Consider the following 26,032-nt stretch of genomic DNA (forward strand, 5'->3'; position numbering starts at 1 on the left):
CCCCCGGCTCCGCGGCTCCCGCGTTTCTGGTGTTGGGGGGCGCTGGGGCCGCAACCCCCCCCTTTGGGGGGTGCCCGCCCCGCGCCCGGCACTACCTTCCTTCATCCACCGGGTTCAGCGCGCCAATCCGTCCAGCAAGGGCACGCGCTGCGCGATGGCATCCCCCACCTGCAGCTCAGCGTCACTGGTTTCCAGCGGCAGTACCGCCAGCGCCAGTTCGCCGGCCACGCTGGCAATGGTGCCCAGCACCGCGCCGTCCTGCTGCACGCCATCACCGGCCTGGGCCGGTGCTGCGGTATGCAGCAGCTGCACCGCGCGCTTGGCCTTGCCGAGGAAGTGGGTGCGGGCAACGATCTCCTGGCCCGGATAGCAGCCTTTCTTCACGCTGTAACCATTCAGGCGGTCCAGCCCCAGCTGCTGCGGCGTCCACACCTCCCGCTGGCTTTCTTCCAGCCGCGGCAGGCCATAGCGCAGGTCGGCCTGGCGCCAGGCAAGAGCGAAAGCGGCCTCATCGGCCTCGCTGCCGGCGTCGAAGGCCTCGGTCGCGCCAATGCGCAGGGTGCGCGGCAGCGCGTCGCTGCCGAGGTCCAGCTCCCAGCCGTCACCTGTGATCTGCGCAATGGCGGCGCCGCTGGCGGCCTCGGGCGCAGTGAACGCACCGGCCACGGCCAGATCGCTGCGCACCAGCACTTTCACCTTGCGCCGGAACACGAAGCGCTGCAGTTGCGACGCAATCGCATCGGCGTCGCCGTCGGCCAACACCAGCAACACATGGTCTTCGGTCAGCCTAAGCAGCTGGAACACCGCCAGGGTGCGGCCCTTGGCGCTCAGCCAGGCGCTCCACTGCCAGTGCAGCAGGGGCAGGGCAGTGACATCACCACTGAACTGGGCATGGGCGAATACGGCCGCATCCGGGCCCTGCAGGCTCAGCAACTGGTGGCCGGGCAGGCGCGGATATCCGACGAAAGCAGGGGGCAGGTTGTCAGGCACGTGAACGAGGTCTAAAATTTGTGCGTTGCGAGACCAACAATGATAGGCCAAACAACCCCCACTCCCGACGACGAATCTGAAGCCCCGCTGGTCCCCGCGGCACCCGTGCCCGTGGAACAGGAAAAAGCAGAGGAATTCGGCGGCCGCGGCGGACTTGATCCGGTGCGGTATGGCGATTGGGAGAAAAACGGACGCTGCATCGATTTCTGATCAGCATTGAGCCAACGCGGCCGTGTGCCGCCCAGCCGAGACAACGAGCCCAGCGAATGGCGACCAGACAACGCCCACTTTCCCCGCACCTTCAGGTGTATCGCTGGCAGATTCAGATGGCCACCTCGATCCTGCATCGAGCCACTGGCGTCTTTCTGTCTGTTGGTGCCCTCATCATCGCCGCCGGCCTGCTGGCCCTGATGATGGGGCCCGATTCCTGGAACTGCTTCACCGGCCATGCCGGGGCCTGGTATGGCCGCGTGTTCCTGTTCGCGTGGACATGGTCGTTCGCCTATCACCTGTGCAATGGCATCCGCCATGTGGTGCAGGACTTCGCCATCGGCTTCAGCATCCCCGCCTTCATCCGCAGCAGCTGGCTGTCGGTCACCGGCAGCCTGGTGATCACCCTGCTGGTGTGGGCCTATGTGATGTTCGGAGGTGCCGCGTGAGCAAGTTCCGTACTCCGCTGAAGGGTGTGCGCGGCCTTGGTTCGGCCAAGACCGGCACCGAGCACTTCGTGCACCAGCGCCTGACCGCCGCCGCCCTGGTGGCGCTGGGCATCTGGTTCCTGGTCTTCGTGCTGGGCCTGCTTGGCTCGGACTACGCGACCGCCGCCGCCGCCGTGGCCAAGCCGTGGAACGCAGTGCCGCTGATCGGCCTGCTGATCGCCATGTTCTGGCACGCGCAGCTCGGCATGCAGGTCGTGCTGGAAGACTACATCCACGAATCGCTGCTGGCCCTGGTGCTGCAGACCGCGGTGAAGTTCGTCGCCGTGCTCGGCATGATCGTCAGTGTGTTTGCGGTGGGCCGCATCGCCCTCGGCGTTGCCTGAGCCCAGGCACCTACACAGGAATCCAGATTAGATGTCCGCTTACAAGATCACCGAACACAAGTACGACATGGTCGTGGTGGGCGCCGGCGGTGCCGGCCTGCGCGCCACGTTCGGCCTGGCCGCCAAGGGCCTGCAGACCGTGTGCCTGACCAAGGTCTTCCCGACCCGTTCGCACACCGTTGCCGCCCAGGGCGGTATCTCGGCCGCACTCGCCAACATGGGCGAGGACGACTGGCGTTACCACTTCTTCGACACCATCAAGGGCTCGGACTGGCTGGGCGACCAGGACGCCATCGAGTACATGTGCCGTGAGGCCATCCCGGCCATCATCGAGCTCGAACACTACGGCGTGCCGTTCTCGCGTACCGCCGAGGGCAAGATCTACCAGCGTCCGTTCGGTGGCATGACCACCAAGTACGGCGAAGGCCCGGCGGCGCAGCGTACCTGCGCGGCGGCCGACCGTACCGGCCACGCGATGCTGCACACCCTGTACCAGCAGTCGCTGAAGCACGACGCGCGCTTCATGATCGAGTACTTCGCGCTCGACCTGATCTTCGATGACGAAGGTGCCTGCCGCGGCGTGCTGGCCCTGGACATGTCCGACGGCACCCTGCACCTGTTCCGCGCCCAGGGCGTGGTGCTGGCCACCGGCGGTTACGGCCGTGCCTACTTCAGCGCCACCTCGGCGCACACCTGCACCGGCGACGGTGGCGGCCTGGCCATGCGTGCCGGCATCGCCATGCAGGACATGGAGTTCGTGCAGTTCCACCCGACCGGCATCTATGGCGCCGGCTGCCTGATCACCGAGGGTGTCCGCGGTGAAGGTGGCATCCTGCGCAACAGCAGTGGCGAGCGCTTCATGGAGCGTTACGCACCGCACTACAAGGATCTGGCCTCGCGCGACGTGGTCAGTCGTTCGATGACCATCGAGATCCGCGAAGGCCGCGGCGTTGGCGAGCACAAGGACCACATCCTGCTCGACCTGACCCACCTCGGCCCGGGCGTGATCGACGAGAAGCTGCCGGGCATCGCCGAGAGCGCCCGCATCTTCGCCGGCGTCGACGTGCACAAGCAGCCGATCCCGGTGATCCCGACCGTGCACTACAACATGGGCGGTATTCCGACCAATTACCACGGCGAAGTGGTGCGCAAGGATGGCGACAACCCCGATGCGGTGATCCCTGGCCTGTACGCGATCGGCGAAGCCGCCTGCGTGTCGGTGCATGGTGCCAACCGCCTGGGCTCGAACTCGCTGCTGGATCTGGTGGTGTTCGGTCGTGCGGTGGCCAACCGCTGCGCCGAGACCATCAAGCCGGGCGCGTCGCACAAGCCGCTGGCGTCTGATGCCTGCGACAAGGCACTGGGCCTGCTGGACAAGCTGCGCCACGCCAACGGCGATACCCCGACCTCGGTCATCCGCGATCGCATGCAGCGCACCATGCAGGCCGACGCGGCCGTCTTCCGCACCAGCCAGACGCTGAAGGAAGGCTGCGAGAAGATGGACAAGATCTTCGACTCGTTCCAGGACGTGAAGGTCTCCGACCGTTCGCTGGTATGGAACTCGGACCTGATCGAGACCTACGAGCTGAACAACCTGCTGCTCAACGCGGTGGCGACGATCAACTCGGCCGAACAGCGCAAGGAAAGCCGCGGCGCGCATGCGCACGAGGACTTCCCGGACCGCGACGACGTCAACTGGCAGAAGCACACCCTGGTCAGCGTCGACGAGAAGGGCAAGTGCAGCTTCGACTACCGTCCGGTGCACATGTACACGTTGACCGACGACGTGTCCGTAGTGCCGCCGAAGCCGCGCGTGTACTGATCCGACCCCGCCTACCATGCAATCCGCGCCCAAGGGCGCGGGCCGCCTGAGCCAACGAGAGCAGCCATGGCCGAGTTTTCACTCCCCAAGAATTCCAAGATCACGAAGGGCAAGCACTTCCCCGTCAAGAACGGCGGCAAGAACGTGCGCACCTTCAAGATCTACCGCTGGAGTCCGGACGACGACAGCAACCCGCGCACCGATACCTATGAAGTCGATCTGGACGCCTGTGGCCCGATGGTCCTGGACGCCCTGATCAAGATCAAGAACGAGATCGACCCGACCCTGACCTTCCGCCGCTCCTGCCGCGAAGGTATCTGTGGTTCGTGCGCGATGAACATCGACGGCACCAACACCCTGGCCTGCACCCGAGCCATCTCGGACTGCAGCAAGAAGGAAGTGCCGATCTACCCGCTGCCGCACATGAACGTGGTCAAGGATCTGGTTCCGGACCTGACCCACTTCTACGCGCAGTACGCGTCGATCAAGCCGTGGATCCGCACCCAGACCCCGGCACCGCCGGACCGTGAGCGCCTGCAGTCGCCGGAAGACCGCAAGAAGCTCGATGGTCTGTACGAATGCATCCTGTGCGCCTGCTGCTCGACCAGCTGCCCGAGTTACTGGTGGAACGGCGAGCGTTACCTGGGCCCGGCGATCCTGCTGCAGGCCTACCGCTGGATCATCGACTCGCGCGATGAGGACACCGGTGCGCGCCTGGACGATCTGGAAGATCCGTTCAAGCTGTACCGCTGCCACACCATCATGAACTGCGCCCGCACCTGTCCGAAGGGCCTGAACCCGGCGCTGGCGATCGCCGAGATCAAGAAGCTGATGATGGAACGCCGCGCCTGATCGGGCCTGGCCGTACCCGGTAGAGCCACGCCACGCGTGGCTGTGCCACCCCAGTAGAGCCACGCCATGCGTGGCTTTGCTGTATCTGGAGAAACACGATGGAAGAAGATGTTCTGCTGAAGAAGCTGCGCTGGCGCTGCCGCCGCGGCATGCGTGAGCTGGACCAGCTGTTCGGCCGTTACCTGGACCACGAGTGGAGCACTGCGCCGACCGAAGAGTGCGAGGTTTTCCTGTTCCTGCTCGACTGCGAGGACGATAAGTTGTGGCGCTGGTTCATGGGCTATGAGGCCTGCCCGCATGCGCACGCGATCCCCCTCATGCAGAAGATCCTCGCCCTCAAGCCTTGAGTGGCGGCCATCGCGGCTGCAGGCCGCTGTCCAGTTGGCGGTGCTGCTGGCCGCGCCCTGGCTCCTGCGCGCGACGGAGTTGCCGCCGCGCCTGCTGATGCCGGCCGTGCTGCTGGCTTGGCTGATGGGGCTGGCGGAGCTGGCCTGGCGCCAGCGCAGGCCACGCGTGCAGGTGCTTCTGCCAGTACCGCCCGACCCGCTGCAGGTGGCAGGGCAGGGCGTCGATGCACCACGGCTGGTCGTGCGTGGGCCTTGGCTGCTGTTGCTGTGGCGTGAGGATCGGCGCCGGCGGCGCCTGTTGTTCTGGCCCGATGTGCTCGATCCCGGGCAGCGACGTGAACTGCGACTGGCCGTGGCCGCACGTGCCGTTTCCCGTAGGCCCCGTACGATGGCACCATAAGCTGAATTGACTGGCGTGCCTGCATGTTCAAACCCATTCCCGTGGCGATCGGCCTGCGCTACCTGCGCGCCAAGCGCCGCAACGGCTTCATCTCTTTCATCTCGATGGCATCGATCCTGGGCATTGCGCTCGGCGTCACCGTGCTGATCACCACCCTGGCGGTGATGAGCGGTTTCCAGAAGGAAATCCGCAGCCGCCTGCTGCAGATGACCGCGCACACCACCATCAGCCGCGACGGCGAGCCGATGCCGGACTGGATGCGTGTGGTCGACGTGGCCCGCAAGGACCCGCGCGTGGCCGGTGCCGCGCCTTACATCGAGATCCAGTCGATGATCAGCGGCCCGCGCGTGCAGGGCGCGATCATCCAGGGCATCGACCCGGCGCTGGAGCCGAAGGTGTCGGTGATCGACAAGAAGGTCACCAAGGGCAGCTACGACAGTCTCAAGCCGGGCAGCTTCAACCTGCTGCTGGGCAAGGAACTGGCGATCTGGCTGGGCGTGGACGTCGGCGACCAGGTGCTGGTGACCTTCGCCGAAGTGCAGGGCACGCCTGCTGGCGCGGTGCCGCGGATGAAGCGCTTTACCGTGAGCGGCATCTTCGAGGCCGGCTACAACGAGGTCGACCGCGGTGTCGGCTTCGCCAACATGAAGGATCTGGAGCGCGTGCTGCGTTCCGATGGTGCTACCGGCGTGCGGCTGAAACTGCATGACATGGACCGCTCGCTGGAAGTGGGCGTGGACCTGGCACAGAACCTTGGCGGCGCCTACCGCGTGAGCGACTGGACCCAGCAGAACGCCAACCTCTACCACTCGCTGCGCATGGAGAAGGTGGTGATGGGCATCCTGCTGTCGTTGATCATCGCCATGGGCGCGTTCAACCTGGTGTCCTCGCAGGTGATGCTGGTCACCGACAAGCAGGCCGACATCGCCATCCTGCGCACGCTCGGCCTGACCCCGGGCGGGGTGATGCAGGTGTTCATGGTGCAGGGTTCGCTGATCGGCATCTTCGGCACCCTGGCCGGCCTGATCGGCGGCATCACCCTGACCCTCAATCTGGAACGCATCCTCGGCGCCATCGAGAGCGTGTTCAACGTCAAGCTGATGCCGGAGGATGTCTACTACATCACCGGCCTGCCGACCGACATGCAGACCGGCGACGTGGTGGCGATCACCGTGGTCGCGCTGCTGATGAGCTTCCTGGCCACCCTGTATCCCGCCTGGCGGGCAGCACGCACCCAGCCGGCGGAGGCCCTGCGTTATGAATAAGGTCTTCAACCGCGGCGATGAAGTGATCCGCGCCGAGGCATTGGGCAAAACCTATGCCGAGGGACGCATGCAGACCCCGGTGTTCGATGGCCTGGGCCTGACCGTGACCGCAGGCGAGACGGTGGCGATCATCGGTGCCTCCGGCGCCGGCAAGAGCACGCTGCTGCACCTGCTTGGCGGGCTGGATACTCCGACCGCCGGTGAGGTGTACGTGACCGGCCAGCGCATGTCGGCGCTGTCCGATACCGTGCGCGGCCTGCTGCGCAACCAGGCGCTGGGCTTCGTCTACCAGTTCCACCACCTGCTGCCGGAATTCACCGCGTTGGAAAACGTGATGATGCCGGTGCTGCTGGCCGGCACCGCGGTGGCCGAAGCGAGCAGCCGTGCAACGACCCTGCTGGAGGCGGTCGGCCTTGGCCATCGTCTGGACCACAAGCCGGGCGAACTGTCCGGCGGTGAGCGCCAGCGCGCGGCGGTGGCGCGAGCGCTGGTCAACCACCCGGCCTGCGTGCTCGGCGACGAGCCGACTGGCAATCTCGATGACCGTACCGCCGCCACCGTGTTCGAGCTGATGCTGGAGCTCAACCGGGCGCGGCATACCAGCCTGGTGCTGGTGACTCACGACCGCAGCCTGGCGCGCCGCCTGGACCGGGTGCTGGAGCTGCGCGAAGGGCGCCTGCACGCGCTGGCCCACGCCGACGTCTGAGGCGTTGGGCCCGCTTTGGTAGAAGCCGACCTTGGTCGGCTGCTCCTGCAGGGCAAGCGCCAACCAGGGTTGGCGACTGCCGGAATCCGGAGCCTTGGGCCTGCTTTGGTCGACCGCCGACCGGCTGCTGAATGGGGTACTGGCTTTCGCGCCGGCGTTGTCTGCGCAGGCGCATGATGGCGACAGTTCCCCGAGGAGATCGCCATGAAGACCCCGCTTCTGATGGCCGGCCTCTGCTTGGCGCTGGCCGCCTGCGCGACCACCGGCCGGCTCAGCACTGCCGAAAAGCTTGACCTGTACCGTGCCCATGCCGGCGCGCCGCAGAACGACATGCAGTTCTTCGGCAGCCTCAATGGCTGGACCGAACTGGGTGACAGCGCGCTGGCAGTGTGGACGCGTCCCAGCGAAGCCTATCTGCTGGAACTGAGAGGTCCCTGCCAGGACCTGCCGTATGCCACCGCCATCGGCCTGACCAGCCAGATGAACCGTGTTTCGGCGCGTTTCGACAAAGTGCTGGTGCGCGACCCTACCGGCGGCCCGCGCATGCCGTGCTTCATCGACAGCATCCGCAAGCTGGACGTAAAGGCGCTGCGTGCCTCCGAGCAGGAGCTGCGCCAGGCGCAGGTGCAGGAGCGCGAGGAAAGCACGAAATAGCGTGGAAGTGCCGGCCGCTGGCCGGCATCGCGAAGATGCCAGGTTGCCGGCCAGCGGCCGGCACTACCTGTGTGTCAGGCTTCCGGGGTGAAGCCTGCCGGCTTTTCCGCGTCTTTCTCGAACAGGAACTTGACCAGTTCGCCTTCGAGGAAAGCGCGATGCTCCGGCGTGCGCGGCGACAGGCGGTTTTCGTTGATCAGCATGGTCTGGTGCGCCAGCCATGCGGCCCAGGCCTGCTTGCCGATGTTGTTGAAGATGCGCTGGCCCAGCTCACCGGGGTAGGGCACGAAGTCCAGGCCCTCGGCATCGCGTTGTTCGTACTGGCAGAAGACGGTTCGGGGCATGGCACTCACTCGTGGTTGCGGGGTTTCGTGGATTTTCGTTTCGGTGCCTTGGTCGTGGCACCGTCGAGTAGTTTGCGGATCGGTGCCGGCAGGCCCAGCGCGGGCAGCTCGTCGGCGGCCACCCAGCGCAGCGTCGGTTCTTCCACGCGCAGGCCGTGCACCTGCCGCGACAGTACCTGCAGATGCAGCTTGTAGTGACTGAAGGTGTGCTGCAGCACTGGCAGCTCTTCGGCCTCTTCCAGCGAGCCGTCGACGTGCAGGTCGAACCAGTCCTGGAGCACGCTGCCGGCCTCGGCCTGTGGCAGCGTCCACAGCTGCGCCCAGATGCCGGTATCCGGCCGCTTCTGCAGCAGCACGCGCTGCTGGGCGTCGCGCAGCAGCAGCGCAACGGCCTCGCGCTCGGGCAGGGTCTTGCTGGGCTTGGGCGTGGGTAGTTCAGCGGTGCGGCCTTCGCGGCGTGCCACGCAGTCATCCTGCAGCGGGCAGATCACGCACGCCGGCTTGGCGCGGCTGCAGACCGTTGCACCCAGGTCCATCTGCGCCTGTGTGTAGTCGGCCATGCGCCCATCCGGCACCTGTGCCACATGCGCCTCGGCAATGGCCCATAGCTGCTTCTCGATCGCAGGCAGGCCCGGGAAGCCGTCGATGCCGTGGTAGCGGCAGAGCACGCGCTTGACGTTGCCGTCGAGGATCGCGAACGGATCGTTCCAGGCCTGGCTGAGGATCGCGCCGGCGGTACTGCGGCCTATGCCGGGCAGCGCGTGCAGCGCGTCGAAATCACGCGGCAGATCACCGTCGTGCAGTTCCACGCAGCGCTTGGCCGCGGCATGCAGGTTGCGCGCGCGGGCGTAGTAACCCAGCCCAGCCCACTGCGCCATGACCGCATCGTTGCTGGCCGCGGCGAGGTCAGGCAGGGTCGGGAAGTGTTGCAGGAACCGGTGGAAGTACGGGATGACCGTGGTCACCTGGGTCTGCTGCAGCATGATTTCCGACAGCCAGACCCGATAGGGGCTGCGCGGGTGCTGCCAGGGAAGGTCGTGGCGGCCGTGGTCGTCGAACCAGTGCAGCAGGCGGGCAACGAAGCTGTCTCTTTTGACCATCTCGGCGCTGGCGTGCGGCTGGCGTGGCATCGGCGTTCCGGAGGTGGGCAGCCACGCATGGGGTGGCTCTACCGGTTTCAGTAGAGCCACGCGATGCGTGGCTGCACGGTGTATCAGGCGCCCAGCGCCTCAGGCAGCAGGGCGTCGACGAAGGCTTCCGGATCGAACACGCGCAGGTCTTCCGGGCGCTCGCCGATGCCGGCAAAACGGATCGGAATGCCGAACTCGCGGGCCAGCGCGAACACCACACCGCCCTTGGCGGTGCCGTCCAGCTTGGTCACCACCAGGCCGGTAACGTTCACGGCGGCGTTGAACTGGCGCAGCTGCGACAGCGCGTTCTGGCCGGTGGTACCGTCGATCACCATCAGCACTTCGTGCGGTGCAGTGGGATCAATCTTGCCGAGCACGCGGCGGATCTTGCCCAGCTCATTCATCAGACCGGACTGGGTATGCAGGCGGCCGGCGGTGTCGGCGATCAGCACCGAAGTGCCGCGGGCCTTGCCGGCCTGCAGCGCGTCGAATGCCACCGAAGCGGCGTCGGCGTTCTGACCCTGCGCGACCACGGCCACGCCGTTGCGCTCGCCCCAGGCCTGCAGCTGGGCCACTGCAGCCGCGCGGAAGGTGTCACCGGCGGCAAGCATCAGGCTGTGGCCTTCGTCCTTGAAGCGCTTGGCCAGCTTGCCAATGGTGGTGGTCTTGCCGACGCCGTTGACGCCGACGGTCAGCACCACGAAGGGCTTGGCAGTGCGGTCGATCACCAGCGGCTTGGCCACCGGCTGCAGGATCGCGATCAGTTCGGCACGCAGCGCGGCCAGCAAAGCGTTGGCATCGACGAATTCACGCGCCTTCATGCGCTTGCGCAGGCCCTCCACCAGATCGGTGGTGGCGCCGACGCCGACGTCGGCAGTGATCAGTGCGGTTTCCAGCTCGTCCAGCAGGTCGTCGTCGAGCTTGGGATTGCGCGAGAACAGGCCGCCGAAGCTGCGCGCGATGACACTGTTGCGCAGGCGTTCGCGCCAGCCGGGCTTGCCGGCCGTGGCCGGCACGGCGTCGACAGAGGCTGCGGCAGGCAGATCGTCGGCGATCGGTGCCGGGGTCGGCGCAGGCGTGGGCTCCGGCAGCGGCGCAGGCACCGGCTCGATGGCCGGGGTCGCAACAGGGGCGACGTCGATCTGCGCGGTCGGGCTCGGAGCGGTGGGAGCCGGGACTGCCGGGACCACCGGCGCTGGAGCCACCGGGGAGGGCTCGACGGTTGCCGGTGCGACCGCTGCCGGGGGCGGCTCGACGGGGGCAGGTGCAGTTGGCGCAGCTGCCGGCGCCGGTTCCTTGTCCTCGACGGGCGCGGTCGACGGGAACGCCGCGGCCAGCTCTTCAGCCGAGTAGTGCTGGGTCTTGGGTGCCTCCGTTGCGGGGGCGTCCTGGGGCTTCTTGCGGCGGAAAAAACTGAGCATTGGCAAAAGGCGCTGAAATCAGAGGGATATGCTACCACTCGGGCCTGTCGGGCCGATGTGGACTCAAGGTCGCGGCCCATCGGCCGTTAACCGGTCCGGAGGGCTGCGCAGGGCGGCCCGGAGGCCGCCATGAACAATGTGATGGGAATCGCCCTCAGCGGAATGCGCGTGGCCCAGCAGGGCGTGCAGGTGGCCGCGCACAACGTGGCCAACCTGGCGACTCCCGATGCCCAGCGCCTGCAGCTGAAGCGTAGTGCGGTGGAGCAGGGCGGGGTGCAGGCCTCGGTGACCCCTGCCGGCGTCGATGCCGCCGCACCGCTGGGAGATCTGCTGGCAGCGAAAGCCGAAGTGGTGGCCTTCGCCGCCAATGCCACGGTGATCCGCCGCCAGGACCAGATGCTGGGCTCGCTGCTGGATCGCGAAGCCTGAACCCCCTCGGTCGGCGCCAACCGCCGCCCCTGGTAGGTGCCAACCTTGGTTGGCACGCTCGACTCGCCCCGGTAGGTGCCAACCTTGGTTGGCACGCTTTTCGAGCGTCAACCAAGGTTGCCGCCTACCCGGGCAAAAGTGCCAACCAAGGTTGGCATCTACCAGAGCAGCGCCGGGCCATGCCCGGCGACCACCGCCTCGATCAGGCCGACAACTCCAGCAGCAGCTTGTTCAGGCGTGCCACGTAGGCGCCCGGGTCCTTCAGGCTGTCGCCGGCGGCCAGCGCAGCCTGGTCGAACAGCACCCGGCCCAGGTCGTCGAAGCGTGCGCCATCGGCTTCCGCATCCAGCTTGGCGATCAGCGGATGACCTGGATTGATCTCCAGTACCGGCTTGCTGTCCGGCACCTTCTGCCCGCTGGCTTCCAGGATCTGGCGCATCTGCAGGCCCAGGTCCTGTTCGCCGATGGCCAGCACCGCCGGCGAATCGGTCAGGCGGTGCGAGACGCGCACTTCGGCCACGTCATCGCCCAGCACCGCCTTCAGGCGCTCGACGAGGCCCTGCTTGTCCTTTGCTGCCGCTTCCTGCTCCTGCTTGTCGGCTTCGCTTTCCAGCGCACCCAGGTCGAGGTCACCACGCGCGATGTCGACGAAGCCCTTGCCGTCGAAATCGGTCAGGTAGCCCATCAGCCACTCGTCGATGCGGTCGGTCAGCAGCAGCACTTCCACGCCCTTCTTGCGGAACACTTCCAGGTGCGGGCTGTTGCGCACCTGGCTATAGCTCTCGCCGGTCAGGTAATAGATCTTGTCCTGGCCTTCGGCCATTCGGCCAATATAATCGGCCAGCGACACGCTCTGCGCATCGCCGTCGCCACGGGTGGAGGCGAAGCGCAGCAGGCCGGCCACCTTCTCGCGGTTGTTGTAGTCCTCGGCCGGGCCTTCCTTCAGCACCTGGCCGAATTCCTTCCAGAACGTGGCGTACTGCTCCGGCTTGTCGGCGGCCAGCTTGTCCAGCATGTCCAGCGAGCGCTTGGTCAGCGCGGCCTTCATCGAATCGATGACCGGGCCGGACTGCAGGATCTCGCGCGAAACGTTCAGCGACAGATCATTGGAATCAACCACGCCCTTGATGAAGCGCAGGTACAGCGGCAGGAACTGCTCGGCCTGGTCCATCACGAACACGCGCTGCACATACAGCTTCAGGCCCTTGGGTGCATCGCGGTGATACAGGTCGAACGGCGCGCGGCCCGGCACGTACAGCAGCGAGGTGTACTCGAGCTTGCCTTCGACCTTGTTGTGGCTCCACGCCAGCGGGTCGCTGTGGTCGTGCGCCACGTGCTTGTAGAACTCGGTGTACTCGGCGTCGCTGATTTCAGTACGCGGACGGGTCCACAGCGCGCTGGCGCGGTTGACGGTCTCCCACTCGACGGCCGCGCCTTCTTCGCTGTCTTCCTTCGGCATCTGGATTGGCAGGCCGATATGGTCCGAGTACTTCTTGAGGATGCTGCGCAGGCGCCAACCGTCTGCGAAATCGTGCTCGCCGTCCTTCAGGTGCAGCACGATGCGGGTGCCGCGCTCGGCCTTGTCGACGGTGGCAACGTCGAAATCGCCTTCACCGCGGGAGGTCCAGCGCACACCTTCGCCTGCAGCCAGGCCGGCGCGGCGCGAGGTCACTTCGACTTCGTCGGCGACAATGAAGGCGCTGTAGAAGCCGACGCCGAACTGGCCGATCAGCTGCGAGTCCTTCTTCTGGTCGCCGGACAGCTGGCGCAGGAAGTCGCCGGTGCCGGACTTGGCGATGGTGCCGAGGTGGGCAATGGCTTCGGCGCGGCTCATGCCGATGCCGTTGTCTTCGATGGTGATGGTGTGGGCGGCGGGGTCGAAGCTGACGCGCACGCGCAGTTCGCTGTCGCCTTCCAGCAGGGCGGGCTGGGTCAGGGCCTCGAAGCGCAGCTTGTCGGCGGCGTCGGCGGCGTTGGAGACCAGCTCGCGCAGGAAGATCTCCTTGTTGGAGTACAGCGAGTGGATCATCAGCTGCAGCAGCTGCTTGACTTCGGTCTGGAAGCCAAGGGTTTCGGTCTGGGTGGTCTCGGTCATCGATAAGGCTCCGTGTGCAATGCCGCGCCAGCGCGTGCGGCCTCGCCAAGGGGTATGGCTGATTGTCCCGAAATCAAGGGGTTGGTCGGCCGGGCTGCGCCCGGCACCCGCTCAGTGCAACTGCAACTGCAACTGCCAAAGCCAGAGCCAGAGCCAGAGCCAGAGCCAGAGCCAGAGCCAGAGCGGCATTCCGTGGGATGGCGGGGCACTGTGGGTTCGCGGGGACGGCGCAAGTACGTCCATGTAGCCTTGGTCGCCGCATCCATGCGGCTCACACCCCGCGAACCCACAGTGCCCCGCCTCTGACAGGTTCACGCGGCTGTTGGTAGGTGTCGACCTTGGTCGACACATCTGTCAGATATCGATACATCAAATGGGGTCAGATCCGTTTTCCGCAGGAAAACGGATCTGACCCCAAGAGATGTTCCGACAGATCGCAGAAAACTGTCGAAGGCGGGGTGGGTCAGGTTGTGGGGGTGTCCGCGGCATGGATGCCGCGGCCAAGCCCCCATGGACGGGTTTACGGCTTCCCCCACAGCCTGACCCACCCCGCCTACCCACAGGAAACCAGCTTTTGCCGTTGCTCTGGCTGTTGCTTCGGCCGTTGCTTCGGCCTCTGCGGGTTCCGGGCGCCGCCCGGACGACTACAATCCCCTCCATGCTGAAATTCTCGAATACCTCCCGCCGGGGGCGCCAGTGAGCGGCCGTGGCGGCAATGACGGCCAGGTCCGCATCATCGGCGGTCGCTGGCGCAATACCCGCCTGCCGGTGCCGACCCTGCCGGGCCTGCGGCCCAGCAGCGACCGCGTGCGTGAGACCCTGTTCAACTGGCTGATGCCCAAGCTGGGCGGGGCACGCGTGCTGGACCTGTTCGCCGGCAGCGGCGCGCTGGGGCTGGAAGCCGTCTCGCGCGGTGCCGCGCACGCCACCCTGGTCGAGCGCGATGCGCAACTGGCGCGCAATCTGTCCGCTGCCGTGGCCAAACTGCAGGCAGGCGACAGCGTCACGGTCGCCCAGGCCGATGCGCTGCGCTGGCTGCAGGCCGCGCCCGCGCAGCAGGCCGATCTGGTCTTCATCGACCCGCCATTCGCCGATGGCCTGTGGCAGGACGTACTGGCCCAGCTGCCCCGGCACCTGACCACCGATGCCTGGCTGTACCTGGAGTCGCCGGCCGGCCACATGCCGGCGCTGCCGCCGGAATGGCTGCTGCACCGCGAGGGCAGTACCCGCGAGGTGCGCTTTGCCCTGTACCGCCGCGCCACTGCTACACTTTGACCTCATCTGAACATCTGCTACCGCCCATGACCGTGGCCAACCGCCGCATCGCCGTCTATCCCGGCACGTTCGACCCCATCACCAATGGTCATATCGACCTGGTGAGCCGGGCCGCGCCGCTGTTTGAAAAGGTCGTGGTGGGCGTGGCGCAGAGCCCCTCGAAGGGGCCGGCCCTGCCGCTGGAACAGCGCGTGCAGCTGGCGCGTGGCGCCCTGGGCCACCATAGCAACGTCGAGGTCATCGGCTTCGATACGCTACTGGCCCATTTTGTACGTTCGGTGCAGGGCGGTGTGCTGCTGCGCGGGCTGCGCGCGGTGTCCGACTTCGAGTACGAATTCCAGATGGCGAGCATGAACCGCCACCTGATTCCGGAGGTCGAGACCCTGTTCCTGACCCCGGCCGAGCAGCACAGCTTCATTTCGTCATCGCTGGTCCGCGAGATCGCGCGCCTGGGCGGCGACGTGTCCGGTTTCGTGCCGGCCGCGGTGCTGGAAGCCCTGCGCAAGGTCCGCGAAGCGAAGTCGGCGCAGTCGTAAGCCCCGCGGTACCCGCACCCCCTTTACGTACAACACCACGCACCATTCCGGGAGGAAACCCATGAACACCACCATGCGCGCGATGCTGATCGCTTCGTTGGCCCTGGCCTTCACCGCCTGCAAGAAGGAAGAGGCCGCTCCGGTCGACGAGGCCAAGCAGGCCCTGGTCGCTCCGGCCAAGGACGACGATGCAGGCTGGAAGAAGTACCTGCAGGAAGTGGCGATCCAGAACATGGGCAACATCACCAACAGCCCGTTCCTGTACTACCTCTCCCCGGAATCGGATCCGGACTTCCAGGCCAAGTACGAGCGCCAGACCGAAAGCGCGACCCAGGCCGTGGCCCGTGGCGTGCAGCCGGGCAACATGCTGGCCTTCGGTTCGTCGGCCTCGGGCAAGATGGCTGACATGATCCAGGCTGTCTTCAAGGACGTGTCGCCGGATTCGATGAAGGGCGTGCGCGTCGTCTTCATCGGCCAGTCGGCCGACAATGCCCGCGTGCAGGCTGCCATCCAGCCGACCGGTGCCGAGTACATTTTCGTCGAAGCCAAGTAATACCGAGCCATGGCGGCCATGCTCCGGCATGGCCCGGGCGGCGTCCTGCAAGGGCGCCGCTGATGACCTGACCGGCCCGCGCGCCCGCGTTGGCCGGTCCTTTGTCACAGGGCGCGGGCGAGGAGTATCGCCGTGTCGCTGAAAATCAACGAGCTCTGCGTCAACTGCGACGTATGCGAGCCGGCCTGCCCGAACCAGGCCATTGCGATGGGTGAAACCATCTACGTGATCGACCCTGCGCGCTGCACCGAATGCGTGGGTCATTTCGACGAGCCACAGTGCGTGGTCGTCTGCCCGGTCGAGTGCATCGACCCGGACCCGGAGATCGTGGAAACGGAAGACCAGCTGCTGGCCAAGCTGCGCCAGCTGCAGCACGATCACCCCGAACTCTACGCGGAGCCCCCATCCGAATGAAGACGCTGATCGTCCGCCCCTTGTTGCTGCTTGGCCTGCTGCTGAGCCCGATCGCCTGGGCCGACAGCCCGGTCCGGGCCGAGCGCCCCGATGGTGCGGCCATCGCCAGTGGCCACCGACTGGCCACCCAGGCCGGCATCGACATCCTGGCGCAGGGCGGCAACGCCTTCGACGCCGCAGTGGCGGTGTCGTCCACGCTGGCGGTGGTCGAGCCGATCAGCTCGGGCCTGGGCGGCGGCGGCTTCTTCCTGCTGCATGATGCGGCCACCGGCAAGGATGTGATGCTGGACGCGCGCGAGACCGCGCCGGCCGCTGCGACCCCGCAGGCCTACCTGGACAAGAAGGGCGACCTCGACCGTGACCGCTCGGTCAACGGGCCGTGGTCGGCTGGCATCCCCGGCCTGCCGGCGGCGCTGGTCGAGCTCTCGGCCAAGCACGGCAAGCTGCCGCTGTCGGCCTCGCTGCAACCGGCGATCCGCATCGCCCGCGAAGGCTTCCCGGTGTACGACCGCATGGCCAAGGGCTATGCCTCGCGCCGTGAAGTGATGGAACGCTACCCCGGCACGCGCGAGGTTTACCTGCGCAACGGCAAGCCGATCGCCACCGGCGACCTGTTCCAGCAGCCGGAGCTGGCGCAGACCCTGGAACGCCTCGCCGCTGACGGCTTCGATGGCTTCTACAAGGGCCAGACCGGCAAGCTGCTGCTGGCCGGCGTGAAACAGGCCGGTGGCAAGTGGACCGCCGAGGAGCTGTCGGGCTACCGCGTGAAGCTGCGCGAGCCGATCGTCTTCAACTACCGCGACTGGAAGATCACCACGGCGTCGCCGCCGTCTTCCGGCGGCATCGCGCTCGCGTCGATGCTGCAGATCCTGGAAGGCTGGGACCTGAAGTCGATGGATGAGGCCCACCGCACCCACCTGGTGGTGGAAGCGATGCGCCGTGCCTACCGTGACCGCACCTTCTTCCTCGGCGATCCGGACTTCGTGCAGATCCCGCAGAAGGTGCTGACCAGCAAGGATTACGCGCAGGGCCTGCGCGCCACCATCCATCCGGAGAAGGCCACGCCCAGCGACCTGCTGTCGGGCAACCCGACCCCGCTGGAGGACGACGAGACCACCCATTTCTCGATCATCGACCGCGACGGCAACCGGGTTGGCGCCACCCAGACCGTCAACCTGCTGTACGGCTCGGGCCTGATTCCGAAGGGCACCGGCGTGCTGCTGAACAACGAGATGGACGACTTCGCGCTCAAGCCGGGTACGCCCAACGCGTTCGGCGTGATGGGCTATGAGGCCAATGCGCCGAAGCCGGGCAAGCGCATGCTCAGCTCGATGACGCCGACCTTCATGGAAAATGCCGACAAGGTGGTGGTACTGGGCACGCCGGGCGGCAGCCGCATCATCACCATGGTGCTGCTGGGCATCCTCGGCTACGACGCCGGCCTGGACGCGCAGCAGGTCGCCGCGCTGCCGCGCTACCACCACCAGTGGCTGCCGGACCTGATCGAAGCCGAGAACGATGCGTTCGACGCCGGCACGGTGAAGCAGTTGCAGGCGATGGGCCACAAGATCGACCTGCCGGGCGATGTCGCCGCCGGCGGCCGCGGTTCCAGCCACGTCTGGGGCAACCTGCAGACCGTGGAATGGGACCGCAAAGCGAACAAACTGTTCGGTGGCAGCGACCCGCGCAACCCGGTGGGCAGTGCCCAGGTTGTACCGGCGCATTGATGCTCCGGCAGCGCCGGGCCATGCCCGGCGTACGGAGGGCCTGGAGACCCCGCCAACCGGCGGGGTTTTCCGTTTCGAATCTAGCGATTATTTAACGAGCCGACGCCGATAATTGGCGCATGAAACTCTGGTCGATTCGTGGAAACTCGCAGCGCCTTGATGGCGGTGCGATGTTTGGTAACGCGCCGCGCGCGTTGTGGGAAAAATGGGCGGCACCGGACGAGCTCAATCGCATCGAGCTGGCCTGCCGTGCGCTGCTTGCCAGCCCTCTGGAAGGCAAGACGGTGCTGTTTGAAACCGGTATTGGTGCCTTCTTCGATCCACGCATGCGCGAACGCTACGGCGTGCAGGAAAGCCAGCACGTGCTGATTGATTCGCTGCGCGAAGCCGGTTTCGAGCACGAGGATATCGACGTGGTGGTGCTCAGTCACCTGCACTTCGATCACGCCGGGGGCCTGCTCGCGGCCTGGAGCGAAGGGCGTGAGCCGGAGCTGCTGTTCCCCAACGCGACCTACGTGGTCGGTGCGCAGCACTGGCAGCGTGCACTGCAGCCGCACCCGCGCGACCGTGCCAGCTTCATTCCGGAACTGCCGGGCCTGCTGCAGGCCAGTGGCCGTCTGGAAGTGGTGGACGGCGAATATTCGAAGGCGTTGGGGCGCACTGTGCGTTTCAGCTACAGCGATGGCCACACGCCGGGGCTGATGCTGGCCGAAATTGTCGGCCACGCGCGTGCCGATGAATCACCGAAGGGCGGCGTAGTGTTCTGTGCCGATCTGATCCCGGGCCGCTCGTGGGTGCACGTGCCGATCACCATGGGCTACGACCGCAATGCCGAGTTGCTGATCGACGAGAAACGGCAGTTCCTCGAAGACAAGCTGGCGCGCAATGTGCATCTGTTCTTCACCCACGACCCGCAGGTGGCGCTGGCGCAGCTGGGCCGCGATGACAAGGGTCGTTTCGTAACCCTGCACGAGCAGGGCGAGCTGAAGGCGCGCGCCCTGGGGTAAATGTAGAGCCGAGCATGAGCTATGCCGGTCGTCCTGACCGACACCCTGCGGGTCGTCGCGAGCGACGTTGGCAGCGGCTCCTGCCGCTGCCTTCGGCTCTACAGCAGGAGTCAGCCGCTACGACGCCTTCAGGCAGCTGCTCATGAAGGTCTTGCGTGCATCACCGGCCAGCTTCTTCGTGCCCGCATCGGCGTTGCACTTGCGCATGCGTTCCTGCGGTGTGGTCGCGGCCTTGCTGTCGGTAGCGTGGCCGCTGAGGCAGGAGCTCTGCGCGGTCTTGTAGGCGTCGCCCTTGAGCCCCTTGTTCTTGGCCGAGCAGTCGGCCATGCGTTGCTGCTGCGGAGTGGTGGCATTGGCAGCCAAGGGGAGGCCGACCAGCAGGACGGCGGCCAGCAGGAAAGAGGCTTTCATCGAGAGCTCCAAGGGTGGCGGGTGCGCGGAGCATTCGCTTCCCGGCGCCAAGAGCACGTGAAGAATCGCAACGCGGCCGCGACGCGCCGCGCTGTTGAGGTCAGAACCCTTTCGGCACGAAAGGGCTCTGACCCCGCTGGCATTCAGCCGACGCGGGTACCGAAGATGCGATCACCGGCATCGCCCAGGCCGGGCAGGATGTAGCCCTTGTCGTTGAGCTGGGCATCGATGGCCGCGGTGTAGATCTCCACGTCCGGGTGCACGGCCTTGACCGCCTCGATGCCTTCCGGCGCCGCGACCAGGAAGATGCCCTTGATGCGGCGGGCACCGGCACGCTTGAGCATGTCGATGGTGGCGATCAGGGTGCCGCCGGTAGCCAGCATCGGATCCAGGATCAGCGCATCGCGTTCTTCCAGGCGACCGGTCAGGCGCTCGAAGTAGGGCACCGGCTGCAGGGTTTCCTCATCGCGCTGCAGTCCGACCACGCTGACGCGGGCGGCCGGGATCAGCGACAGCACGCCGCTGAGCATGCCCAGGCCGGCGCGCAGGATCGGCACCACGGTGATCTTGGCCCCGGCAATGCGCTGTACGGTGACCGGGCCGGCCCAGCCGGGGAGGGTGTGCGGCTCGGTCTCGAGGTCGGCGGTGGCCTCGTAGGCCAGCAGCGTGCCCAGCTCGTTGGCCAGTTCGCGGAAATCCTTGGTGCTGAGCGCGGCGTTGCGCATCAGGCCGATCTTGTGCTGCACCAGCGGGTGGCGCACTTCGACGATCTTCATGGTCGGGAAGGGGGAAAAGGAGAGAGGACGCCATTTTGCCGGATCGGCGGGCCGAACCCAAACCTGGCCCGGAGCAGCCTTACATGAAATGTGCAGGCGCATGTCACGGCCATGCAACCTTGCGGACATACCGTGCAGACCCATTCTTAACAGGAATGGGGATTCCCAGTGCATATCAAGACTCCGTTGGCCGTTGCCATCACCCTGACCCTGGCGATGGGGGCCGCAGCTCCGCTGCAGGCGGCCGGGCAGCAGGCGGTTGCCGCCACCGGCGCCGTGGCCGCTGAGGCGGTCGATCTGGACCGCATCGAAGTGCGCGCCCAGCTCGAATCACAGATCCGCGCCGTTGACCTGAAGCGCAGCAGTGATGCGATCGAAGATGCCGTGTCCTCCGATGCACTGGGCCAGTACCCGGACAAGAATGTCGCCGAATCGCTGCAGCGCCTGCCGGGCATCAGCGTGACCCGCGACCAGGGCGAAGGGCGCTTCGTGGTCATCCGCGGCCTGGACGCCAACCTCAACAGCGTCAGCGTGGACGGCATTGCCGTCGGTACGCCGGAAGATTCCAGTCGTGCCGCACCGCTGGATGTGATTCCATCCGATTCCACCGAGCGCCTGCGCGTAGTGAAGTCGCCGACCCCGGACATGCCGGGTGATGCCATCGGCGGCGCCGTGCTTGTGGAGTCGGCCTCGGCCTTCGACCGCGACGGTCGCAGCCTGCGTGGCAAGATCGAAGGCAGCCACCAGCAGCTGTCCGGCGAGACCAGTCCCAAGGCCGCCTTCAACTACAGCGAAGTGTTCAACGACACCTTCGGTGTGGCGCTGGGCGTGAACTACCAGAAGCGCAAGTTCGAGTCGGACAACACCGAAGTGGAGTATGACGGCGAGGACAACGCCGTCCCCGGCGATGTCACCGCGATCAACCTGCAGCATCGCAAGTACGAGATCGAGCGCAAGCGCATCGGTGCCAACCTCAACCTCGACTGGCGCCCGAATGAAGACAGCAAATACTACCTGCGCACGCTGTACAGCCAGTTCGACGATGCGGAGACCCGCCAGCGCGTGATCTTCAACTTCGACGACGCGAAGATGGTCAAGACCGGCACCGACCAGTATCGGCTGGATGGCATGCCGAAGGATTCCATCGACAAGCGCATGCGCTACCGCACCAAGAAGGAAAACACCTTCGCGGCAAGTCTCGGTGGCGAGAACAAGCTGACCAACGCCGTGGTCGATTACCGGATCGGCTACACCCGCACCGAAGAGCGGGTGAACGACGAGATGGAGGCCCGTTTCAAGCTTGATGGCAAGGCCTTCAATGGCATCCTGGACCAGCGTAGCCGCCTGCCCAGCTACAGCTTCGACAACCCGCAGTGGCTGGACAATGGCAACTACGCGTTCGACCGCTTCGTGCTCTCGCCCAAGCAGGTCAACGACAAGGAACACAGCGCGCAGGTCAACGTGCGCTTCGACGGCGACAGCAGCAGCATCAAGTTCGGCCTGCTGGGCCGCTGGCGCGACCGCGACGTGAATGTGGACGAGCGCGAGCTGCGCGTCGGCCCGAAGGTGGCGCTGTCGAGCTGGACAACCTCCTCGCCGGAACACCGCCACGGCAACCTGGGTGACGGCATGGATTCGGCCGCGATGCGTGCCTTCTGGGCGGCCAATGGTGGCCAGTACAGCGCTCGCCCGCAGGATGTCGGTGGCAACGCGATGACATCGCTGGAAGAGGACTACGTGGCCAGCGAAGACATCTTCGCCAGCTATGCCATGGGCACCTGGGACGTGGGTGCACTGCGCATCATCGGCGGTGTGCGCGTGGAAAACACCCAGTTCAAGGCAACCGGCAACCAGGTGGACGTGGCCGCCAACGGGCGCAGCTTCACGGTTACCCCGCGCGTGGCCAACAGCAGCTACACCAACGTGCTGCCGGGCCTGCACCTGCGCTACGACGCGGCCGATGACTGGGTACTGCGCGCCTCGGCCAACAAGACCGTATCGCGTCCTTCCTTCGGCGATGTCTCGCCACGCGTGGGCTACAGCCGCGGCGACGAGGAAGTGCGCCTGGGTAATCCGGAACTGGATCCGTACGAGTCGAAGAACATCGACCTGTCGGTGGAGAAGTACATCGGCAGCACCGGTATCGTTTCACTTGGCCTGTTCCACAAGTCGATCGATGGCTACATCGTGCAAACGGTGCGGACCAATGATCCCGCTTATGGCGGCTTCGACGTGACCCAGCCGATCAATGGCCGCAAGGCCACCGTGCGCGGTGCGGAATTCAACTGGCAGCAGCAGCTGGCTTTCCTGCCAGCCGGCCTGGACGGCCTGCTGGTCGGCGCCAGCGGTACCTGGCTGGATACCAGGTTCGATGCCGGCATCAAGGACCGCGCCGGGGAGGATTTCACCCTGCCGCGCGCCTCCAAGCATGTCTACAGCGCCCACATCGGCTATGAAAAGTATGGTGTCAGTACGCGGCTGGCGGCGGTGTACCGCAGCGAGTACCTGGACAGCATCGGCAAGGGCCGCGCATTCGACATCTACGTTGCACCCAACACCCAGCTCGATTTCTCGCTGGACTACAAGTTCACCCCGCGTGTGAGCATGTACTTCGAGGCGCAGAACCTGCTGGACAAGCCGCTGGAGCTGTACCAGGGGACGCGCTCGCGCACCCTGCAGATGGAAGAGTACGGCCGTACCTATGCGCTGGGCCTGAAGGTGGCGCTGTGATGGGGCGCCGCATTCCGGTCCTTGCCGCGGCATTGGCGGCTGCTCTGCTGGCAGGCTGCACGCCTGCCACCGGCAATGATCCGGCCGTGGCCGCCCCAGCAGCGAAGCCCGCGGCACAGCGGGCGGTGGCGACCATCGCCGAGGCATTTGTCACTCCACTGACCCCGGCCGACAACATCGATTCGCCGGCGGCGTGGCGTGCGCCGGATGGCAAGCTGTGGCTGATTGCCACCGCCAAGGCCACCGACAAGCTGGTGGTCTACGATGGCAGCACCGGCCAGCACCTGCGTGACGTTGGCAGCAGCGGCACCGGGCCAGGGCAGTTCGATCGCCCAAACGGCATTGCAGTGACCGACGACCTGCTGTGGATCGTGGAGCGCGACAATCATCGTGTGCAGGTGCTGAGCCTGCCGGACTTCACCCCGCTGGCAACATTCGCTGCCGAGGATCTGCGCAAGCCGTACGGGTTGTGGGTCGACCGCCGTGCCGATGGCTACAGCGTCTACGTCACCGACTCCTGGGACAACGGCGAGGATGCGCAGGGCCGTGACATCCTGCCGCCGCTGGCCGAGCTGGACAAACGCGTGCGCCAGTACCACGTGACCCGCGACGGTGCCAGGGTCGAAGCGAAGCGCGTGGCGGACATCGGGGATACCAGCGAGGCTGGCGCACTGCGTGTGGTGGAATCGATCTGGGGCGATCCGGAGAACGATCGCCTGTTGATCGCTGAAGAGGATGAAAGCTACGCCAGCGAGTTCAAGGTCTACACCCTGGCCGGGCGTTTCACCGGCACCACCTTCGGCCGCGATGTGTTCAAGGCGCAGGCTGAAGGCGTGACCCTGCGCACCTGTGGCAAGGACGGCTGGTGGATCACCACCGAACAGGGCAAACAGCGCAGCGTGTTCCATCTGTTCGACCGGCATACGCTGAAGCCGGTGGGTGCGTTCCAGGGCAATACGGTGGCCAACACCGATGGCATCTGGTTGATGCAGCGGGCCAGCCCACGCTTCCCGCACGGTGCGCTGTATGCGGTGCATGACGACCAGGGCGTGGTGGCCTTCGACTGGGAGAGCATCGCCAAGCAGCTCGCGCTGCCGCTGGAGTGTGGCGCATGAGCGGCCAGTGCGTGGTGCGTTCGCTGGTGCTTGGCCTGCTGCTGGTATTGCCGTCGCTGGTGTCTGCGGCGGCCGAGCCGAACACCCAGCTGCCGGCAGGCAGCCGCTACTACGCAGCATCCACGGTGCCGGATCGCATCGTGGCATCGCCCGCGGCCGATCCCGGCCATGGCTTTGCCGTGGCCTGGCGTACTGATGGCAGCGTGCAGGCGCCGCTGCTGGAGATTGCCGTGGCCGGTGACTCACCGGCCATTGAGGGGGTCCGCCAGGTGCGTGCGACGACCCGCGCACTGCAGACCGAGAACGGGCTGTCGCATCATCACCGCGCGGACATCAGCGGCCTGCAGCCGGATACCCGGTACGTCTACCGCGTGCAGGGCAATGGCAGCTGGAGCGCCTGGAACCAGCTGCGTACGCTGGCCGCCGCCGACCAGCCGTTGACGCTGCTGTACTTCGGCGATACCCAGAACAAGAACGTCAGCCATGTCAGCCGCGTGATCCGTGCCGCGCAGAAGGCCGCACCGGAGGCACGCATGAGCCTGTTCGCCGGTGACCTGGTCAGCGGCGGCGACAACATGGATGACAGCGAGTGGGGCGAGTGGTTCGCTGCCGTCGGCTGGCTGGCGCAGGAAACACTGGTGGCGCCGGCGATAGGCAACCACGAGTACTTCGAGGAATTCGAGGACACCCCGCAGGAACGCCGCGTGCTGGGCAAGCATTGGCCGGTGACGTTCGCGCTGCCGGGCAATGGCGCCACCGCCGCGCAGCAGACCAGCTACTGGTTCGATGCACAGGGCGTGCGCGTGGCCGTGGTTGATGGTACTTCGGCACTCGACCTTGGCACGGCCAAGGCGCAGGCGAAGTGGCTGGACAAGGTGCTGACCGGCAATCCGCAGCCATGGACCATCGTGCTGCTGCACCAGCCGTTCTATTCGCCGCGCGAAGGCCGCGAGAACGCCGCGCTGCGTGATGTGCTGTTGCCGGTGGTGCGCCGCCACAACGTGGACCTGGTGCTGCAGGGCCACGATCACACCTACGGCCGTCGCGGTGAAGGGCAGGGCGCCACGCCTCAGTACGTGGTGACCGTGGCCGGGCCCAAGCAGTACCGCCTTTCCGGCGAAGCACGCAGAACGATGGATCCGGTGGCCGAAGACACCCAGCTGTTCCAGGTGCTGCGCATCGATCCGCAGCAACTGCGTTACGAGGCGCGCACGGTGACCGGTCGCCTGTACGACGCGTTTGAACTGCGTCGTGATGCCAAGGGCGGCAAGCAGCGGCTGGAGCAGCGCGAGGGCCGCATCACTTCGCGTGAATGCCCCCGTGCGCAGACTGCCAAAGGTCGCGCAGACCGTTGTTGGGAGTGAGAGGAAACGCCATGACGACACGTCGTATCGTCCCGATGGCCGCCATCGGCGGTGCACTGCTGATTCTGGCCGGTGCGGTTGCTGCTGCCGACGCGGTGCTGCATCCGTTCCTGGTCGCGCAGCCGAAGCAGGCCCCGCTGGAGGTGAACCTGGCGGTGGAGATCCCCGCTGGCAGCTTCACCAAATACGAGATCAAGGAAGACGGTCTGGTGCATGTGGACCGCTTCCAGTCGATGCCGGTGGCCTATCCGGCCAACTACGGCTCGATGCCGCGCACGCTGGCCGGTGACAACGATCCCCTGGATGCGCTGGTGTTGACCCGTGAACCACTGCATCCGGGCGTGATCGTGCGCTTCCGGCCGATCGGCTACCTGAAGATGATCGACGGCGGCGAGCATGACGAGAAGATCATCGGCGTGCCCACCGACAAGGTCGACCCGACCTACGCCAACATCCGCGACCTGAAGGATCTGCCGGAAGTCGAGCGGCAGCGCATCGAGGCGTTCTTCCGGGTCTACAAGGACCTGCCGACAGGCCGCAATCCGGTGCAGCTCAACGGCTGGGGCGATGCCGCCGAAGCGCGTGTGCTGATCAGCGAGGCGATGCAGCGTTTCGAGAGGTAGATCC

28 protein-coding genes are annotated in these 26,032 nt (G+C 66.2%); 21 read left to right on the top strand and 7 right to left on the bottom strand.

Annotation, left to right across the window (positions count from 1 at the left end; translation table 11 throughout):
• Nucleotides 1-114 precede the first annotated feature (114 nt).
• The gene (ygfZ, locus tag V9K93_RS00165) at nt 115-990 is read right to left on the bottom strand and encodes a CAF17-like 4Fe-4S cluster assembly/insertion protein YgfZ (RefSeq protein ID WP_253079480.1); all 876 of its coding nucleotides are present in this window, start codon (nt 988-990) and stop codon (nt 115-117) included.
• Between the two features lie 39 nt (nt 991-1,029).
• Here ygfZ and V9K93_RS00170 point away from each other — a divergent pair, with 39 nt between their 5' ends.
• The 10 genes from V9K93_RS00170 (at nt 1,030) to V9K93_RS00215 (ending at nt 8,078) form a co-directional block, all read left to right on the top strand.
• Nucleotides 1,030-1,200, top strand: coding sequence for a DUF1674 domain-containing protein (locus V9K93_RS00170; protein WP_005409075.1), 171 nt, complete (start codon nt 1,030-1,032; stop codon nt 1,198-1,200).
• Nucleotides 1,201-1,256: 56 nt separating this feature from the next.
• Nucleotides 1,257-1,649 (top strand): succinate dehydrogenase, cytochrome b556 subunit, encoded by a 393-nt coding sequence (sdhC, locus tag V9K93_RS00175; RefSeq protein ID WP_136638819.1) that lies wholly within the window; start codon nt 1,257-1,259, stop codon nt 1,647-1,649.
• Nucleotides 1,646-2,032 carry a succinate dehydrogenase, hydrophobic membrane anchor protein gene (gene sdhD / locus V9K93_RS00180; RefSeq protein ID WP_004153152.1) on the top strand — a complete coding sequence of 129 codons (387 nt, stop codon included), beginning with the start codon at nt 1,646-1,648 and terminating at the stop codon, nt 2,030-2,032. Before sdhC ends, sdhD begins: the two co-directional genes overlap by 4 nt.
• A gap of 31 nt (nt 2,033-2,063) precedes the next feature.
• A complete protein-coding gene (gene sdhA, locus V9K93_RS00185) occupies nt 2,064-3,854 on the top strand; it encodes a succinate dehydrogenase flavoprotein subunit (RefSeq protein ID WP_004153153.1) in 1,791 nt (596 codons plus the stop codon).
• A gap of 66 nt (nt 3,855-3,920) precedes the next feature.
• Nucleotides 3,921-4,706: a succinate dehydrogenase iron-sulfur subunit gene (locus tag V9K93_RS00190; protein WP_337301905.1), complete on the top strand. Its 786-nt coding sequence runs from the start codon at nt 3,921-3,923 to the stop codon at nt 4,704-4,706.
• A gap of 98 nt (nt 4,707-4,804) precedes the next feature.
• Nucleotides 4,805-5,053 (top strand): FAD assembly factor SdhE, encoded by a 249-nt coding sequence (locus V9K93_RS00195; RefSeq protein WP_337301906.1) that lies wholly within the window; start codon nt 4,805-4,807, stop codon nt 5,051-5,053.
• On the top strand, nt 5,004-5,453 hold the full coding sequence (locus tag V9K93_RS00200; protein WP_337301907.1) for a hypothetical protein: 450 nt from the start codon (nt 5,004-5,006) through the stop codon (nt 5,451-5,453). Before V9K93_RS00195 ends, V9K93_RS00200 begins: the two co-directional genes overlap by 50 nt.
• A gap of 23 nt (nt 5,454-5,476) precedes the next feature.
• Nucleotides 5,477-6,718, top strand: a complete 1,242-nt coding sequence (locus tag V9K93_RS00205) for a lipoprotein-releasing ABC transporter permease subunit (RefSeq protein ID WP_046987012.1) — start codon at nt 5,477-5,479, stop codon at nt 6,716-6,718.
• Nucleotides 6,711-7,424, top strand: coding sequence for a lipoprotein-releasing ABC transporter ATP-binding protein LolD (gene lolD / locus V9K93_RS00210; protein ID WP_337301908.1), 714 nt, complete (start codon nt 6,711-6,713; stop codon nt 7,422-7,424). The genes V9K93_RS00205 and lolD overlap by 8 nt, the downstream gene beginning before the upstream one ends.
• 204 nt (nt 7,425-7,628) lie before the next feature.
• Nucleotides 7,629-8,078 (top strand): DUF6491 family protein, encoded by a 450-nt coding sequence (locus V9K93_RS00215; protein ID WP_337301909.1) that lies wholly within the window; start codon nt 7,629-7,631, stop codon nt 8,076-8,078.
• 74 nt (nt 8,079-8,152) lie between these two features.
• Here V9K93_RS00215 and V9K93_RS00220 read toward each other — a convergent pair whose 3' ends face one another.
• The 3 genes from V9K93_RS00220 to ftsY all read right to left on the bottom strand — a co-directional run bounded on the left by V9K93_RS00220 (nt 8,153) and on the right by ftsY (nt 10,973).
• A complete protein-coding gene (locus tag V9K93_RS00220) occupies nt 8,153-8,422 on the bottom strand; it encodes an oxidative damage protection protein (protein ID WP_014036808.1) in 270 nt (89 codons plus the stop codon).
• Nucleotides 8,423-8,427: 5 nt separating this feature from the next.
• Nucleotides 8,428-9,552: an A/G-specific adenine glycosylase gene (gene mutY, locus V9K93_RS00225; RefSeq protein ID WP_136638817.1), complete on the bottom strand. Its 1,125-nt coding sequence runs from the start codon at nt 9,550-9,552 to the stop codon at nt 8,428-8,430.
• A gap of 83 nt (nt 9,553-9,635) precedes the next feature.
• The gene (ftsY, locus tag V9K93_RS00230; protein ID WP_295377962.1) at nt 9,636-10,973 is read right to left on the bottom strand and encodes a signal recognition particle-docking protein FtsY; all 1,338 of its coding nucleotides are present in this window, start codon (nt 10,971-10,973) and stop codon (nt 9,636-9,638) included.
• A gap of 129 nt (nt 10,974-11,102) precedes the next feature.
• On the opposite strand from ftsY, the gene V9K93_RS00235 reads away from it, so the two are divergent.
• Complete coding sequence (locus V9K93_RS00235) at nt 11,103-11,402, top strand: hypothetical protein (protein WP_136638815.1); 300 nt, start codon at nt 11,103-11,105, stop codon at nt 11,400-11,402.
• Between the two features lie 202 nt (nt 11,403-11,604).
• Here V9K93_RS00235 and htpG read toward each other — a convergent pair whose 3' ends face one another.
• Nucleotides 11,605-13,497, bottom strand: coding sequence for a molecular chaperone HtpG (htpG, locus tag V9K93_RS00240; RefSeq protein ID WP_337301910.1), 1,893 nt, complete (start codon nt 13,495-13,497; stop codon nt 11,605-11,607).
• A 696-nt stretch (nt 13,498-14,193) separates the two neighbouring features.
• Here htpG and rsmD point away from each other — a divergent pair.
• From rsmD to V9K93_RS00270, 6 genes are all read left to right on the top strand, one after another.
• Nucleotides 14,194-14,772 carry a 16S rRNA (guanine(966)-N(2))-methyltransferase RsmD gene (gene rsmD, locus V9K93_RS00245; RefSeq protein ID WP_046983393.1) on the top strand — a complete coding sequence of 193 codons (579 nt, stop codon included), beginning with the start codon at nt 14,194-14,196 and terminating at the stop codon, nt 14,770-14,772.
• Nucleotides 14,773-14,798: 26 nt separating this feature from the next.
• The gene (gene coaD, locus V9K93_RS00250) at nt 14,799-15,308 is read left to right on the top strand and encodes a pantetheine-phosphate adenylyltransferase (RefSeq protein ID WP_008267036.1); all 510 of its coding nucleotides are present in this window, start codon (nt 14,799-14,801) and stop codon (nt 15,306-15,308) included.
• Between the two features lie 61 nt (nt 15,309-15,369).
• On the top strand, nt 15,370-15,861 hold the full coding sequence (locus tag V9K93_RS00255; protein WP_005409092.1) for a hypothetical protein: 492 nt from the start codon (nt 15,370-15,372) through the stop codon (nt 15,859-15,861).
• A 132-nt stretch (nt 15,862-15,993) separates the two neighbouring features.
• Nucleotides 15,994-16,275, top strand: coding sequence for a YfhL family 4Fe-4S dicluster ferredoxin (locus tag V9K93_RS00260; RefSeq protein WP_004153175.1), 282 nt, complete (start codon nt 15,994-15,996; stop codon nt 16,273-16,275).
• Nucleotides 16,272-18,002 (top strand): gamma-glutamyltransferase, encoded by a 1,731-nt coding sequence (gene ggt, locus V9K93_RS00265; protein ID WP_253078898.1) that lies wholly within the window; start codon nt 16,272-16,274, stop codon nt 18,000-18,002. The genes V9K93_RS00260 and ggt overlap by 4 nt, the downstream gene beginning before the upstream one ends.
• A 119-nt stretch (nt 18,003-18,121) precedes the next feature.
• Complete coding sequence (locus V9K93_RS00270) at nt 18,122-19,009, top strand: MBL fold metallo-hydrolase (RefSeq protein ID WP_004153182.1); 888 nt, start codon at nt 18,122-18,124, stop codon at nt 19,007-19,009.
• 117 nt (nt 19,010-19,126) lie between these two features.
• Here the strand turns inward: V9K93_RS00270 and V9K93_RS00275 are convergent, their stop codons facing one another.
• Both V9K93_RS00275 and upp read right to left on the bottom strand, forming a co-directional pair.
• Nucleotides 19,127-19,420 carry a PsiF family protein gene (locus tag V9K93_RS00275; RefSeq protein WP_004153183.1) on the bottom strand — a complete coding sequence of 98 codons (294 nt, stop codon included), beginning with the start codon at nt 19,418-19,420 and terminating at the stop codon, nt 19,127-19,129.
• Between the two features lie 143 nt (nt 19,421-19,563).
• On the bottom strand, nt 19,564-20,196 hold the full coding sequence (upp, locus tag V9K93_RS00280) for a uracil phosphoribosyltransferase (RefSeq protein ID WP_004153184.1): 633 nt from the start codon (nt 20,194-20,196) through the stop codon (nt 19,564-19,566).
• 216 nt (nt 20,197-20,412) lie between these two features.
• Between upp and V9K93_RS00285 the strand changes: the two genes are divergently transcribed.
• From V9K93_RS00285 to V9K93_RS00300, 4 genes are read left to right on the top strand one after another with little or no spacing between them, the layout of a single operon-like run.
• Nucleotides 20,413-22,926, top strand: a complete 2,514-nt coding sequence (locus V9K93_RS00285) for a TonB-dependent receptor (protein WP_426355764.1) — start codon at nt 20,413-20,415, stop codon at nt 22,924-22,926.
• A complete protein-coding gene (locus V9K93_RS00290; RefSeq protein WP_337301912.1) occupies nt 22,926-24,041 on the top strand; it encodes a phytase in 1,116 nt (371 codons plus the stop codon). The genes V9K93_RS00285 and V9K93_RS00290 overlap by 1 nt, the downstream gene beginning before the upstream one ends.
• The gene (locus V9K93_RS00295; RefSeq protein WP_337301913.1) at nt 24,038-25,405 is read left to right on the top strand and encodes a purple acid phosphatase family protein; all 1,368 of its coding nucleotides are present in this window, start codon (nt 24,038-24,040) and stop codon (nt 25,403-25,405) included. The genes V9K93_RS00290 and V9K93_RS00295 overlap by 4 nt, the downstream gene beginning before the upstream one ends.
• A gap of 11 nt (nt 25,406-25,416) precedes the next feature.
• On the top strand, nt 25,417-26,028 hold the full coding sequence (locus V9K93_RS00300) for an inorganic diphosphatase (protein WP_046983387.1): 612 nt from the start codon (nt 25,417-25,419) through the stop codon (nt 26,026-26,028).
• The last annotated feature ends 4 nt before the right edge of the window (nt 26,029-26,032 follow it).

Source organism: Stenotrophomonas sp. CCNWLW162 (assembly GCF_037203745.1).
In the GTDB taxonomy this organism is placed as follows: domain Bacteria; phylum Pseudomonadota; class Gammaproteobacteria; order Xanthomonadales; family Xanthomonadaceae; genus Stenotrophomonas; species Stenotrophomonas maltophilia_AQ.